Below are 14,675 nucleotides of genomic sequence, written 5' to 3' on the forward strand. Positions count from 1 at the left end.
TAAAATTATTAGAAACGAGTAGTTCTAGGAAATGAAGGAATGAGGAACAGAGCTTATAATACATAAGTGAGTACCACAATGACTGAAATTGACGACGAAATACGAAGTTTATAAGAATTTTGAAAATATTCCGCGATAGCTCAACGGTGGAGCACTCGGCTGTTAACCGATAGGTTGAAGGTTCGAATCCTTTTCGCGGAGCCATATTTTAAAAATAAATAAAGTAAATTTAATAAAAACAAGTAGTTCTAGGAAGCAAAGAAACGAGGAACGGAGCTTATTAATAATAAGTGAGTACTGTAGTGACCGTAGCTGACGACGAAATACGTAGTTTATAGTAAATTTAATCTGGTGATGATGGTTTAGAGGGTAACACTCCTTTCCATTCCGAACAGGCAAGTTAAGCCTCTAGACGCCGAGAGTACTGCACGGGTGACTGTGTGGGAGGGTAGGTTGTTGCCAGGTAATTAAAAAAAGTTAGGTCATTAAAACCTAGCTTTTTTATTTTCCCTAAAATTAGGTTGTAAATTAATTTTAGGGAAAATTATTAACAATATAAAGGTTGAAAAGCTATTTTATCAACAATTTATACTTAACATGTTGATAAAATCATTGATTTTATGAATAAATGTGTATTATTTAAAATATAATTTGATATGTAGTTAATTAATGTATTTCGTAACGGTTAAGAGTATGTAAATATATTTTTAATATTTTGAAAATTATAAATATTAAGAGGGATTCTACAAGAAATATAGAATAAAGAAAATACACTGGAAAATCTCTAAATCAATGGGAGGGATAGCTTATGAAACAATATAAGGTAAATAACCTTAGAAACATAGGAATAGTTGGACACAGTGATTCAGGTAAAACTAGTTTAATGGAGGCATTGCTTTATTATACTGGTAGTACTGATAGATTAGGTAGAATAGAAGAAGGAAACACAATTAGTGATTTTGATGTAGAAGAGAAAAGAAGAAAAGTTTCAATTTCAACAGCAGTGTCATTTTGTGAATGGGAAAATGTAAAATTAAACCTAGTTGATACTCCAGGCTATTTTGATTTTATAGGCGAGATGATAGAAGGACTAAATGCTGTAGATTTAGCAATGGTTGTAGTTTGTGCCGTATCTGGTATACAAGTTGGAACAGAAAAAGCATATGAGTATGCTAAAGAGAAAAAAATTCCAAAAGCTTTTTTCATAAATAAACTAGATAGAGAAAATAGTAATTTTGAAAAAACATTAAATCAAATACAAGATAGATTTGGAATATCAGCAGTTCCTATACAGTATCCTATAGGATCAGAGAATGATTTTAAAGGATTGGTAAATGTTATATCTAAAAAAGCTAGAATATTTAACCCTCAAACAAAAAAGATGGAAGAAACAGAAATTCCAGAAGACATAAAAGATAAAATAGATGAATGTAGAGAAATGGTAATGGAAGCTGTAGCAGAAATGGACGAAGTTTTATTAGATAAATATTTTAATGAAGGTGAATTAAGCGAAGAAGAGATATATGATGGATTAGTTAAAGGAGCTTCTGATGGAGAAATAGCTCCTATAATGTGTGGATCATCAACTACAGGGGTGGGAGTACACACATTACTTGAAGATATAATAGAATGTTTTCCATCACCAGTTGATACAACATTATATAAAGCAAAAAATTTAAAAAATGATAATTATATAGATATAAAGATAAATGAAGAAGAACCATTTTCAGCATTAGTATTTAAAACTATTGCAGATCCTTTTGTTGGAAAATTATCAATGTTTAGAGTGATAACTGGAAAAGCCAAAGCTGATACAGTTGTTATGAATGCAAACAAAAAGAAAGAAGAAAAAATGGGAACATTGTATTTTTTAAGAGGAAAACAACAGTATACAACAAGTGAAATTAAAGCTGGTGATATAGGGGCAGTATCGAAACTTAATTGTACAAATACAGGGGATACCTTATGCAACAAAGGACGTATGATTACATTTGAAACATCTAATTTCCCGAAACCAGTATATTCAAGAGCAGTAATGACTAAATCAAAAGGTGACGAGGATAAAATATCAAATGGATTATCTAAACTTTTAGAAGAAGACCCAACATTTTCAGTTAGTAGAGATTTAGAAAATGCTGAAACAATAATATCAGGAATTGGATCTACCCATTTAGAAGTAATAGTTAGCAAACTAAAGTCTAAGTTTGGTGTAGATGTATCCTTAGAACTTCCTAAAACACCTTATAGAGAAACGATTAAAAAGACTGCTGATGTACAAGGTAAATATAAAAAACAATCTGGTGGACATGGTCAATATGGTGATGTTAAGATAAAATTTGAACCAAGAAATGATGGCGATGATAGTTTAGAGTTCGTTGATAAGGTTGTAGGGGGAGTTGTACCAAGGCAGTATATACCTGCTGTAGAAAAAGGATTAAAAGATTGCGTAAACAAAGGTATTTTAGCCGGATATCCAGTTATAAGATTAAAGGCTACATTGCATGATGGATCTTATCATCCAGTAGATTCCTCAGAAATGGCTTTTAAAGTAGCAGCATCTTTAGCATATAAAAAAGGATTACAAGAGGCGGAACCGGTATTATTAGAACCTATAATGAGAATAGAGATAATAATTCCAGATGAATATATGGGTGATGTTATAGCAGATATAAATAAGAAAAGAGGAAGAATACTTGGAATGGAACCTATAGATAATGGCCAAAAGATTATAGGGGAAGTACCTCAGGCAGAACTTTATGATTATGCTACTGACTTAAGATCTATAACTGGTGCAAGAGGTGAGTTCAATACTAATTTTGAAAGATATGAAGAGGTTCCAGTAGAGGTAGTTAATAAAGTTATAAAAGAAATAAGTTAGTTATATAAAGTATTAAAAAAGATGTCAATAAATAAATTGACATCTTTTTTTGTGTTAATTGAATAATATTTATTTTAAGTAGCAATAATATAAATAAAATGTTTAGGGGGCTAATATGTCTTACTATAAAATGAACATAATAGGTAGAATAAATTTAAGTGACTACAGTAATATCCACGATTATATGGAGATAATAGGACCGGAAGATGAGTTCACTGTTATGATGGAAAATAGTAATGAAGAGGACATACAAGTTTTATGTAACATGCTACAAACAGAAAAATTCAATATACTAGAAAAAGGAGGAAGTGAAAATGGCTGGCTTTTCATCAGAGCGAATAAGAAAAAATGAAATAGAAACTGATAAAATTTTGAGAGAAGAATATAGACCATATAATGAAGGCGAAAAAGATTATAATAATTTTGAAGAAACAAATTATATGCCATCATATGGAGTTAAAAATTGGGTTGGTGATATATACATAGAATCAGTAATACATGGTAAAAGAACTCCAAAAGATTAAAAGAGCTTTATAGGCTCTTTTTTTATTTTAAAATTAAAGTTGCAATAAAGTATAAAAAAAATTTATAATGAATTTATAGAATAGTTTAAATATAAACTATAATTTTAAAACGAGGGGGAGAGTATATGACAAAATTATACATAACAAGACATGGAGAAACTGAATGGAACAAACTTGGTAAGATGCAAGGGTGGAATGATTCTCCTTTAACAGAACTAGGAAAAGTACAAGCTCAATGGCTAAGAGATAGGGTAAAAGATATAAATTTTAGCAAAATATATACTAGTTCATCAGACAGAGCTTATAAAACTGCAGAAATAATAAAAGGTGATAGGAATATTGAAATAGTGCCTAGTTTAGATTTAAGAGAAATAAGACTAGGTGTATGGCAAGGATTGACACAGGAAGAAATAAGTGAATTAAATAAAGAAAATCATTATAATTATTGGAACAAACCAGAAAAGTACATAACAGTAGAGGGTGCAGAAGGCTTTGAAGAAGTTAGGGACAGAGCATATAGAACTATTATGAAAATGGTAAGAGAAAATAAAGGAAAAGAAATTTTAGTAGTAACTCATACTACAGTTTTGAAAGGGTTTATGTGTGCGCTACAAAAGAAAGAAATTAAAGATTTATGGGAACCTCCATTTATAAAACAAACTAGCTTAACTGTTGTTGAATTTGATGAAGATGAAAATTATAAGATAATTACAAATGCAGATGCATCTCATCATCAATATATTTTTAAAGAATATAATCAATTTTAAAAAAATTACATATATATACAGATATGTATGATATAATATAGGATAGTTTATTTTTATGGATGATTGATTTTTATATAATTTATAATAATTCAGTTGTATTAGATTTTAAAGATTTGGGGAATAAAATTAATGTTAGAAGTTAATTTTATTATATTTAAAAGTTATATATTAAGTGACATTAGTATATAACTAAAAATAAAATAATCTATGGGGGGATAGTATGATAAGAAAATTTATTTCTTACTACAAAGAACATAGGCTCATATTTATTATTGATATGGTATGTGCTTTTTTGGTTGCAGCACTAGATCTGTTTTTTCCAATGATTACAAAAGAGTTGTTAGATTACGGTATTCCCAATAAAAATATTAATATGATAATAAAATTTACAATAGCACTAACTTTATTATACGTTATTAAATTAATATGTAATTATATAATAGATTATTGGGGTCATGTAATGGGTGTTAGAATTCAGTATGATATGAGAAAGGAAATTTTTTCTCATTTGCAAACATTACCATTTAGTTATTTTGATGATAATAAGACAGGACACTTAATGTCACGAATAGTCAATGATTTAATGGAGATATCTGAACTTGCACACCATGGACCGGAAGATTTATTTATTTCTTTAGTTATGTTAATAGGTTCGTTTATACTACTTTGTAAGATAAATATAACCTTAACACTGATAATATTTGCTTTTATTCCATTTATAGTTTGGTTTGCTATGATTAAAAGAGTTAAAATGGCAAAGTCATTTGATAATGTGAGGAAAAAGATAGCAGATGTTAATGGTAGTTTAGAGGATAGTATTTCAGGAATTAGAGTTGCCAAAGCATTTACAAATGAAGATTATGAAATGGAAAAATTCGATGATAATAATGTTCAATTTAAGACTGCGAGAAGTTATTCTTACAAGTGTATGGCTGAGTTCTTAGCTGGAATAAGGTTTATGGTAGATATGCTAAATGTTGTAGTTATAGGTGCTGGTGGATACTTTGCATATAAAGAATATATAACTATATCAGAGTTAGTTGCCTATCTTTTATATATAACATATTTTATGCAACCAATAAGAAGACTTACTGCATTTATAGAACAATATCAAAGTGGAATGTCTGGATTTAAAAGATTTTTAGAAATCATTAATACAAAGACAGATATTGTTGAAAAAGATAATGCAGTAGAATTAAAAAATGCTATAGGAAATATAAAATTTAATGATGTAACATTTAAATATAAAGATAGTGAAGAAGTTATAAGCAGTATAAATCTAGATATTCAAAGTGGGCAAACTGTAGCTTTAGTAGGGCCATCAGGAGGAGGTAAAACTACTATTTGTAATTTGCTACCTAGATTTTATGATGTTAATGATGGAAATATTACTATAGATGGTATAGATGTAAAAGATTTAGAAATAAAATCATTAAGAAAAAATATAGGAATAGTTCAACAAGAAGTATTTTTATTTACAGGAACAATAAAAGAAAATATTTTATACGGAAATCCTGAAGCTACAGATGAAGAAATTATTGAAGCTGCTAAGAATGCTAATATTCATGAATTTATAGAATCTCTTCCCGATGGTTATGATACTTATGTTGGAGAAAGAGGTATAAAACTTTCAGGTGGACAAAAACAAAGAGTAGCTATAGCTAGAATATTTTTGAAAAATCCACCTATTCTAATATTAGATGAGGCAACTTCAGCTTTAGATAATACAACTGAGATAATGATTCAAAGATCTCTTGAAAAATTATCCAAAGGAAGAACTACTATAGTAGTTGCGCATAGGTTATCTACAATAAAAAATGCAGATACAATAGTGGTGATAACCAGTAAGGGAATTGAAGAACAAGGAAATCATAATGAATTATTAAATAGAAAGGGTATTTATTTTAATTTATACAATTGTCAATTTACTAATACAAATTTACAAGAAAATATTATAGTTGAATAAGCTATAATGTTTTCTTATAACTGAAATATAATCATAAATTAACTTTCTGTTTTAAATTATAAAAAATAAATTATCATAAAAATAATCATCCTTCTTAAACACAAGAAAAAAACATCTATGTTTATGGAAAAAAAAGGAAATAACAACAGAGCATAGAATATTAACTTAAGAGTAAAAAGGAAATGAGATAGGAGAGAAAATTATGATAAAAAACAAAAGTAATATATGTGAATTGATAAATAAAGTAAAGAACTTTTCATATGAGAAAGAAGCAAGTCTAGTAGAAGTGGAATTAAAATCAGAAGAGACAGTTCATATTAGATATTATGAAGATGATTGTATTAAAATAAACTACTATGATTTTGAAAAAGGCATTTCAACATTGTATAAAGATAGAAAATATATAAATAAAGAGCTTTTCCAATAAGGAAAAGTTCTTTGTTGTGCTTTTATATAGGGAAACAAGCTCCAATTTAAATTTATTCAATAACCTTAAAATATTTTTATACAAGATGCAGTGTTAAATTTTAAGGGATTCGGAGCATGTCTCACTATTTTAGGTATCCAAGTTTTGGAATGGATAATTTTAAGAGTCAACTTGAAACCCTATAATATGTGAATATAAAAAGTAGAAATGGAAAAAATAATATTTGAAAGTATAATACAAATATTGTATGATAATATTAAGGTCAAAGAAAGTCAAGGTAAATGAAGAATATGGAAAAGGTGATTTTATGGCTAAATTATCAGATTTAATAGAGAATTTTATAAAAGAGTTAGTAGATGAGTCTATAGATAATCAAATTCAGATACAAAGAAATGAATTGGCAGACTATTTTAGTTGTGCGCCATCTCAAATAAATTATGTATTATCTACTAGATTCACAAGAGAAAAAGGTTATTACATAGAAAGCAGAAGAGGGGGAGGAGGATGTATAAAAATTATAAAAATAGAATACACAATTCATAATAATCTTTTAGAAATCCTTAATGAAAAGATAGGAGATTATATAACATATAATAACACTGTAAGTATTTTAGAAGCTTTAAAAGATGAACAAATAATAAGCGAAAGAGAAAAAGAGATAATAAAAATAACATTAAATGATAGAACATTATCTTATATTGGCAATAGTAAGAATAGATTAAGGGCAGATATACTAAAGTCCGTAATTTTTAATATATTAGAATAAAAAATGGAGGGGTAATTTTGATTTGTAGCAGATGTAAAAAGAATGAGGCCAATTTTCATATAACAAAAGTTATTAATGGTGTGAAATATGAGGAACATTTATGTGAAGTGTGTGCTAAAAATAATGCTATAGGTCTAGATGCAGATTTTTCATCTCAGTTCTCATTTCAAAATATTTTAAGTGGATTTATCGATTATATGTCTAATAATCGTGAAGAACAAATATCCAATAAAGTATGTTGTAAAAAATGTGGTCAAACTTATGAAGATTTTAAAAAGACAGGTTTACTAGGCTGTGATGAATGTTATAAAAGCTTTAGTGAGGCAATGACAACTATTATAAAAAGGGTTCAATTAAGTAGTGTGCATAATGGTAAAATACCACAAAAATATGGTAATGAACTTATGAAAAAAAGAGAAGTTTTACAGTTAAAAGAAAAACTTAAAAATGCTATAGAAAAAGAAGAGTATGAAAAGGCAGCAGAAATTAGAGATATTATTAGAGAGTTAGAAAGGTAAGGGGGAGAGTACTATGGAAAATTGGATAAATGCTGAAGGACTAAAGGATAATGTAATCTTAAGTAGTAGAATAAGACTAGCAAGAAATCTAAAAGGGTATCCCTTCCCAAATAAAATTAATAAAGAAACTGCTGATGAAATTATTAAAAATATAGAAGATGCTTTCTACTCAAATGAAAATTTTAAAGAAGAGTTTAAAACAATAAGGTTAGATGAAAAAACAGAGATTGAAAAAGAAATGTTATTTCAAAAACACATTGTAAGTAAATCCCTTCTAAAAAATAAGGATATAGGTTCAGTAATATTAAATAACAATGAAAGCATTAGTGTAATGATTAATGAAGAGGACCATTTAAGAATACAAGGTATATCTAGTGGTTTAAGTTTAAAAGAAATTTATGAAAATATAAATAGAATAGATAACATTATAGAGGAAAAGTTAGAGTTTGCTTATGATAGTGATATAGGGTATTTAACTGCATGCCCAACTAATGTAGGTACAGGGGTAAGAGCTTCTGTAATGGTTCATTTACCTTGTCTTTGTATGACGAAAGAGATAGAAAATGCTTTTAATGCAGTTAGTAAAATGGGAATGACTATAAGAGGTTTGTACGGAGAAGGTTCTAAAGGCTATGGGAATATATTTCAAATATCTAATCAAATAACTTTAGGTCCTACAGAAGAAGAAATAATTAATGGACTTAATGCTATGATATATCAAATAATAAATAAAGAAAAAGAAGCAAGAACAAGGCTCATGGATAGATATAAATATGAGATGAAAGATAGAATAATGAGAGCTAGAGGAATTTTAAGTACAGCAATAATTATAGATTATAAAGAAAGTATGGAGTTATTATCTATGATAAGGCTAGGAATAGAGTTAGATTTGATTAAAGATATAAGCAAAACTACTTTAAATAAGTTGCTAATAGATATAAGCTTGCCAGCGTTACAAGATAAATTTAAAGATGAAATTAAAAATGACAATATAAATTTTTACAGAGCTATAGTAATTAAGGAAAATTTTATTAAGCGAGGTGTTTAATATGTTTAATAGATTTACTGAAAGAGCAAGAAATGTGCTTATGTACGCAAATGATGAGTCAAGAGAATTTAAACATGGGTATGTTGGGACAGAACATATTCTGTTGGCGATATTAAAAGAGGATGATGGAATTTCTAAAAATATATTGAATGATTTTAATGTAAACTACGATAACGTAAAAAGTTTAATAGAAACTTATGTTGGATACGGTAATATTGAAATGAGTGAAAATGAAATTGCCTTAACTCCAAGAACAAAGAGACTATTTGAAATTAGTTTAGTTGAAGCAAGAAGTTTAAATCAAAATTATATATCCCCAGAACATATGACTTTAGCACTTATACGAGAAGGTGAAGGGGTAGCCTATACAATACTTTTAAATTTAGGAGCTGATCCATTAAAATTATATAAAGATATACAAAAGGCTATTAAAGGAGAGGAAAGTAATATCAAATCTTATAGCAAAAAAAATAAAAAGGATACAAAAACTCTAGATAAGTATGGAAAAGATATAACTGACTTAGCATATGAAGGAAAGCTTGATCCTATCATAGGAAGAGATAAAGAAACAGAAAGAGTTTTAGAAATACTTTGTAGAAGGATGAAAAATAACCCATGTCTTATAGGTGACCCAGGAGTTGGTAAAACAGCCATAGCGGAAGGGCTAGCTCAGAAAATAGCATCTGGTAATATACCAGAAATATTAAAGGAAAAAAGGGTTGTATCATTGGATATGTCTTCTGTTCTTGCAGGTTCAAAATATAGAGGTGAGTTTGAAGAGAGATTAAACAATATTATAGAAGAAGTTGCGAAGGCTGGAAATGTTATTTTATTTATAGATGAGATTCATACTATTGTTGGTGCTGGTGGTGCAGAGGGAGCAATTGATGCGTCTAATATATTAAAACCAGCATTAGCTAGAGGAGAAATACAATGTATAGGTGCTACAACTTTAGATGAATATAGAAAATATATAGAAAAGGATGCTGCATTAGAAAGAAGATTTCAGTCAGTATTAGTAGATGAGCCTACTAAGGAAGAGGCTATAGAAATTTTAAAAGGATTGAGAGATAAATATGAAGCACATCATAGAGTTCAAATTACAGATGAAGCAATAGAGGCAGCAGTGAAACTTTCAGATAGATATATTACAGATAGATTTTTACCAGACAAGGCTATAGATCTTATAGATGAAGCTGGTGCAAAAATGAGAATCGAAAATTTAACAACACCTAAATGTTTAAAAGATTTACAAGAAAAACTAGAACAAGCGACAAAAGAAAAATCAGATGCTATAACTATGCAAGACTTTGAAAAAGCAGCATCTTTAAGAGATAAAGAAAAATCAATAAAAGAAGAGATTGAAAAAGAGGAAAAACAATGGGCATCTAAAAAGAATGATGCAAATTCTATAGTAGATGCAAGTCATGTAGCAAATATTATTTCAAGATGGACTAATATACCAATTGAAAAATTAACAGAAACTGAAGCAACTAGGCTTTTAAAACTTGAAGAAATTTTACACGGAAGAGTTATAGGGCAAGATGAGGCTGTAGAATCTATATCAAAAGCAGTAAGAAGAGCAAGGGTTGGACTTAAAGATCCTAAGCGACCAATAGGTTCTTTTATATTCTTAGGACCTACAGGTGTAGGTAAAACAGAGCTTACTAAAGCTTTAGCACAAGCTATGTTTGGTGATGAAAATAATTTGATAAGAATTGATATGTCAGAGTATATGGAGAAACATTCTGTATCTAAGCTTATAGGGGCACCTCCTGGATATGTAGGTTTTGATGAAGGTGGACAATTAACAGAGAAAGTAAGAAGAAACCCTTATTCAGTAATCTTATTTGATGAAATAGAAAAAGCACATCCTGATGTATTTAATGCATTGCTTCAAATTTTAGAGGATGGAAGACTTACTGATGGAAAAGGTAAAACAGTAAACTTTAAAAATACCATAATAATAATGACTTCAAATGTAGGAGCTTCAGACATAAAAAAACAAAATACAATTGGATTTGCTAAGAATTCACTAGAAGCAAGTACAGGACATGAAAAAATGAAAGAAAATATTATGGAAAAACTAAAATTAACTTTTAGACCTGAATTTTTAAATAGAATAGATGATATAATAGTATTCCATAAGCTAAATGAAAGTGATTTATTAAAAATAGTAGAATTAATGATTAATGTATTATCAGATAGATTACAACAACAAAATATAAATATAAAATTTTCTAATGAAGCAAAGGAATTTTTAGCAAAAGAAGGTTTTGACCCAACCTATGGAGCAAGACCGTTAAGAAGAGCTATAACTAAAATTATAGAAGATAAATTAGCAGAAGAAATTTTAAAAGGAAATGTAAATACTGGAGACAGTGTAATTGTTACAGTAGATAATGATAACTTAAAAATAACTAAAGAATAATATTAGTAAGATATAAAGGTGTAATTTTATTAATGAAATTACACCTTTATTTTTAAAAACTGGAACATACTTTGAGTTATAAGTAAAAGGGAATATAATTAAAGTATTAAGAGAATAAAGAAATGAATTTAAAGAAATCAATTACATAAGTTTGGAGGAAAGGTTATGGCAAAGACTAAGAATGTATATGTATGCAGTCAATGCGGATATGAGTCGCCTAAATGGATGGGCAAATGCCTTAATTGTAATAGCTGGAATACTATGATAGAAGAAGTTAAGGTCCCAGAAAAGGCAGTTGTGTTTAATAGAGCGGTTACTATAAGTGGCGGAGGGAAGCCACAGAATATAAAAGATATAAAATCAAGTCAATTTGAAAGATTTGATACAGGAATTAATGAATTAAATAGAGTAATTGGTGGTGGATTAGTTAAAGGTTCGTTAACGCTTATATCTGGAGATCCAGGAATAGGAAAATCTACAATACTACTACAAACTGCTAAAAGGATAGCAGATAAGTATGGAAAGGTTTTATATGTATCTGGTGAGGAGTCAGAAGAACAAATAAAAATGAGAGCTGAGAGATTAGATTGTATAAGTGATAATTTATATATTCTTTCAGAAACTAGTATAAATTTAATTGAAGAACATATAGAAAATATGAATCCTGTATTTGTAATTATAGATTCTATTCAAACTTTATTTAAATCTCAAATAACTTCAGCACCAGGAAGTGTTTCTCAAGTTAGAGAGTGTACAAACGATTTAATGAGAATAGGCAAAACAAAAGATATACCACTTTTTATAGTGGCACATGTGACTAAGCAGGGGGAACTTGCAGGACCTAGAGTATTAGAACATATGGTTGATACAGTTTTATATTTTGAGGGTGAAAGAACACAAGAGTTTAGAATTCTAAGGACCATAAAGAATCGTTTTGGAACCACTAGCGAAATTGGAGTCTTTGAAATGAGAGAAAGTGGACTAGAAGAAATTTTGGATGCATCTAGTGTGTTTTTGCAAGAAACATCTTTTGAGCAAGAAGGATCTGTTGTCATTGCAACAATAGAAGGTACAAGACCATTATTAGTAGAAATACAGGCATTAGTAAGTGAAACTAAAGCAGTTATGCCAAGAAGAACTTCAGTAGGGATTGATCATTCAAGGATGAGTCTTATTTTAGCTGTTTTAGAGAAAAAATTAAAAATACCTTTTTATAGTAGTGATGTTTATGTTAATGTAGTTGGTGGGTTAAATTTAGAAGGGACATTTGGAGATTTAGGATTGGCAGTGGCATTAATATCTAGTGCTAAAGGTAGAACAGTGAAATTAGAAAGACCACTATTTGTTGGTGAAGTTGGACTAACAGGAGAAGTTCGACCTATATCCAATATAGAGAGGATTGTAAATGAGGGACAAAAAATGGGATTTAAAAATATTATAATGCCTTATAAAAGTAAAGAAAAATTAGGCGATAAATTTAAAGGGGTAAATATTATAGGGATAACAACGGTTAAGGAAGCAATGGGGAAAGTATTTTAAGGTTAATATTTTTTTGTAAAAGCATTTTATTATAATATTAATTTAGTATATCATACTTATGCAATCACTTATTGGGTTATAAAAATTGAAGGAATTTTGAATAATGAAGGGAGTGAAACCCATTATTACTTTTATGAATTTGTAGTAGTGGATTATATGAAAGAAGAGAAAAATAATGAATTAATGAATGTGTTAAAAATGATGGCCCCAGGAACATTATTAAGAGAGGGTTTAGATAATATTTTAAGAGCAAAAACAGGTGGACTTATAGTTTTAAGTGATAGCAATGAAATACTAAACTTAGCTGATGGTGGTTTTAATATAAATGCTGATTATACTCCTGCATATATATATGAATTGGCTAAAATGGATGGTGCTATAGTTGTAAGCAGTGATTTAAAGAAAATTTTATTGGCAAATACTCAATTATTGCCTAATTCTTCAATAAATACATATGAAACAGGAACTAGGCATAGAACAGCACAAAGAGTAGCTAAACAGACTAATAGCATAGTTATAGCTATATCACAAAGAAGAAACATAATAACTTTATACAAAGGTGATTTAAAATATGTGTTAAAAGAAAGTAGTGAAATATTAGCTAAAGCTAATCAAGCTATACATACTTTAGAAAAATATACAGCGGTTTTTGATAAAGCTATTGTAAATTTAAATGTACTTGAAACTAATGGTAACGTAACATTAACAGATATTACTACAGCAATTCAAAGAGTTGAACTTATAATGAGGATAATTAAAGAAATAGAAACATACATTTATGAACTTGGAAATGAAGGTAGACTAATAGATATGCAACTAAAGGAACTTATAAAAAATGTTGAAGAAGAGGCAATATATCTTATGAAAGATTACTGTGGACAGGATATTTGTTCAAGTAATATATATAAAGGCTTGGCAAAGTTAACAGAAGAAGAACTTTTAGATTTGAATAATATATCTAAAATATTAGGTTATTCTAATTGCTCGTTAACAGAAACTATAGTTTATCCAAAAGGATATAGAATTTTAAATAAAATATATAGATTGCCATCAACAGTGATAGAAAATTTGGTAAATCAATTTAAAGAATTAAGATTTATTATATCAGCAACAGTAGAAGAACTAGATTCAGTAGAAGGTATTGGAGAGATAAGAGCTAAATACATTAGTGATTGGTTTGAAAAATTTAAAGAGCAATATCATATTCAAAAACAAATATAGCACAAATTTAAATTTGTGCTATATCTTATAAATTACTTTAAGGTGTATTTTCCAAGTGAAACCATATTTTTATACTCTTTTAGTAAAACATCATAAATATTCAAATTAGTGCAATTGCATAAAGAAGCTATATAAAAGAAGTGGTTACCTAATTCTTTTTCAATAACCTCTCTACAATTATCACAAAGTTTGCCTTTAACATGTGTATCAAAACAACTTTTAAAAGAATCAAAATCAGAAGTATCAAAATCATTAGGTGCCTTTTGTTTTGACGCTTCAATTTGTAGACAGCCACATGAAGTTATACACTTTACAATAGATCTATTAACCCTAGATTGGGATTCATCAAGTTTGCTCATAATGTCTAATATACTTCTGTGTCTAAGTAAGCAATCATCAACTGAATTTTGAAACTCATCAAAAATTAAATCTTTCATTTTTATTCAACTCCTTATAAAAAACACAACTAAATCTTATTCTTGTAAAAAAGCTAGAGGAGATGTGATGACTCTATAATATATTATTAATTTAAATAATGATAGGGGGTCAAAGTGAGGAAATTTTTGAGAAAAATATAAAAATGTTTCTGA

The 14,675-nt window shown here is 28.5% G+C and carries 13 protein-coding genes, 1 tRNA gene and 1 rRNA gene; 14 read left to right on the forward strand and 1 reads right to left on the reverse strand.

Annotated features, from left to right (window positions below):
• The first annotated feature begins 129 nt into the window (after positions 1 to 129).
• The 14 genes from AZI32_RS09175 (at position 130) to disA (ending at position 14,085) form a co-directional block, all read left to right on the forward strand.
• Positions 130 to 204: transfer RNA gene (locus AZI32_RS09175), tRNA-Asn, on the forward strand.
• 143 nt (positions 205 to 347) lie between these two features.
• Positions 348 to 465, forward strand: a 5S ribosomal RNA gene (gene rrf, locus AZI32_RS09180).
• 343 nt (positions 466 to 808) lie between these two features.
• Positions 809 to 2,878, forward strand: a complete 2,070-nt coding sequence (fusA, locus tag AZI32_RS09185) for an elongation factor G (RefSeq protein ID WP_061995562.1) — start codon at positions 809 to 811, stop codon at positions 2,876 to 2,878.
• A gap of 115 nt (positions 2,879 to 2,993) precedes the next feature.
• Positions 2,994 to 3,230 (forward strand): hypothetical protein, encoded by a 237-nt coding sequence (locus AZI32_RS09190; protein WP_061995563.1) that lies wholly within the window; start codon positions 2,994 to 2,996, stop codon positions 3,228 to 3,230.
• Positions 3,193 to 3,402, forward strand: a complete 210-nt coding sequence (locus AZI32_RS09195; protein WP_061995564.1) for a hypothetical protein — start codon at positions 3,193 to 3,195, stop codon at positions 3,400 to 3,402. Before AZI32_RS09190 ends, AZI32_RS09195 begins: the two co-directional genes overlap by 38 nt.
• 125 nt (positions 3,403 to 3,527) lie before the next feature.
• On the forward strand, positions 3,528 to 4,169 hold the full coding sequence (locus AZI32_RS09200; protein ID WP_061995565.1) for a histidine phosphatase family protein: 642 nt from the start codon (positions 3,528 to 3,530) through the stop codon (positions 4,167 to 4,169).
• A 220-nt stretch (positions 4,170 to 4,389) separates the two neighbouring features.
• Positions 4,390 to 6,135: an ABC transporter ATP-binding protein gene (locus tag AZI32_RS09205; protein ID WP_061995566.1), complete on the forward strand. Its 1,746-nt coding sequence runs from the start codon at positions 4,390 to 4,392 to the stop codon at positions 6,133 to 6,135.
• Between the two features lie 202 nt (positions 6,136 to 6,337).
• Positions 6,338 to 6,562 carry a hypothetical protein gene (locus AZI32_RS09210; protein WP_061995567.1) on the forward strand — a complete coding sequence of 75 codons (225 nt, stop codon included), beginning with the start codon at positions 6,338 to 6,340 and terminating at the stop codon, positions 6,560 to 6,562.
• A gap of 307 nt (positions 6,563 to 6,869) precedes the next feature.
• On the forward strand, positions 6,870 to 7,328 hold the full coding sequence (locus tag AZI32_RS09215) for a CtsR family transcriptional regulator (protein ID WP_061995615.1): 459 nt from the start codon (positions 6,870 to 6,872) through the stop codon (positions 7,326 to 7,328).
• A gap of 17 nt (positions 7,329 to 7,345) precedes the next feature.
• Entirely contained in the window at positions 7,346 to 7,846 is a 501-nt protein-coding gene (locus tag AZI32_RS09220) for a UvrB/UvrC motif-containing protein (RefSeq protein ID WP_061995568.1), read from the forward strand.
• A 13-nt stretch (positions 7,847 to 7,859) separates the two neighbouring features.
• Positions 7,860 to 8,894 (forward strand): protein arginine kinase, encoded by a 1,035-nt coding sequence (locus AZI32_RS09225; protein ID WP_061995569.1) that lies wholly within the window; start codon positions 7,860 to 7,862, stop codon positions 8,892 to 8,894.
• A gap of 1 nt (position 8,895) precedes the next feature.
• Positions 8,896 to 11,325, forward strand: coding sequence for an ATP-dependent Clp protease ATP-binding subunit (locus tag AZI32_RS09230; protein ID WP_061995570.1), 2,430 nt, complete (start codon positions 8,896 to 8,898; stop codon positions 11,323 to 11,325).
• 165 nt (positions 11,326 to 11,490) lie between these two features.
• Complete coding sequence (gene radA / locus AZI32_RS09235; RefSeq protein ID WP_010295397.1) at positions 11,491 to 12,864, forward strand: DNA repair protein RadA; 1,374 nt, start codon at positions 11,491 to 11,493, stop codon at positions 12,862 to 12,864.
• A 156-nt stretch (positions 12,865 to 13,020) separates the two neighbouring features.
• Positions 13,021 to 14,085 (forward strand): DNA integrity scanning diadenylate cyclase DisA, encoded by a 1,065-nt coding sequence (disA, locus tag AZI32_RS09240; protein ID WP_061995616.1) that lies wholly within the window; start codon positions 13,021 to 13,023, stop codon positions 14,083 to 14,085.
• A gap of 32 nt (positions 14,086 to 14,117) precedes the next feature.
• Here disA and AZI32_RS09245 read toward each other — a convergent pair whose 3' ends face one another.
• Positions 14,118 to 14,522: a hypothetical protein gene (locus AZI32_RS09245; RefSeq protein ID WP_061995571.1), complete on the reverse strand. Its 405-nt coding sequence runs from the start codon at positions 14,520 to 14,522 to the stop codon at positions 14,118 to 14,120.
• Positions 14,523 to 14,675 lie beyond the last annotated feature (153 nt).

Source organism: Clostridium sp. ATCC 25772 (assembly GCF_001573875.1).
GTDB classification, from domain to species: Bacteria; Bacillota; Clostridia; order Clostridiales; family Clostridiaceae; genus Clostridium_J; species Clostridium_J senegalense.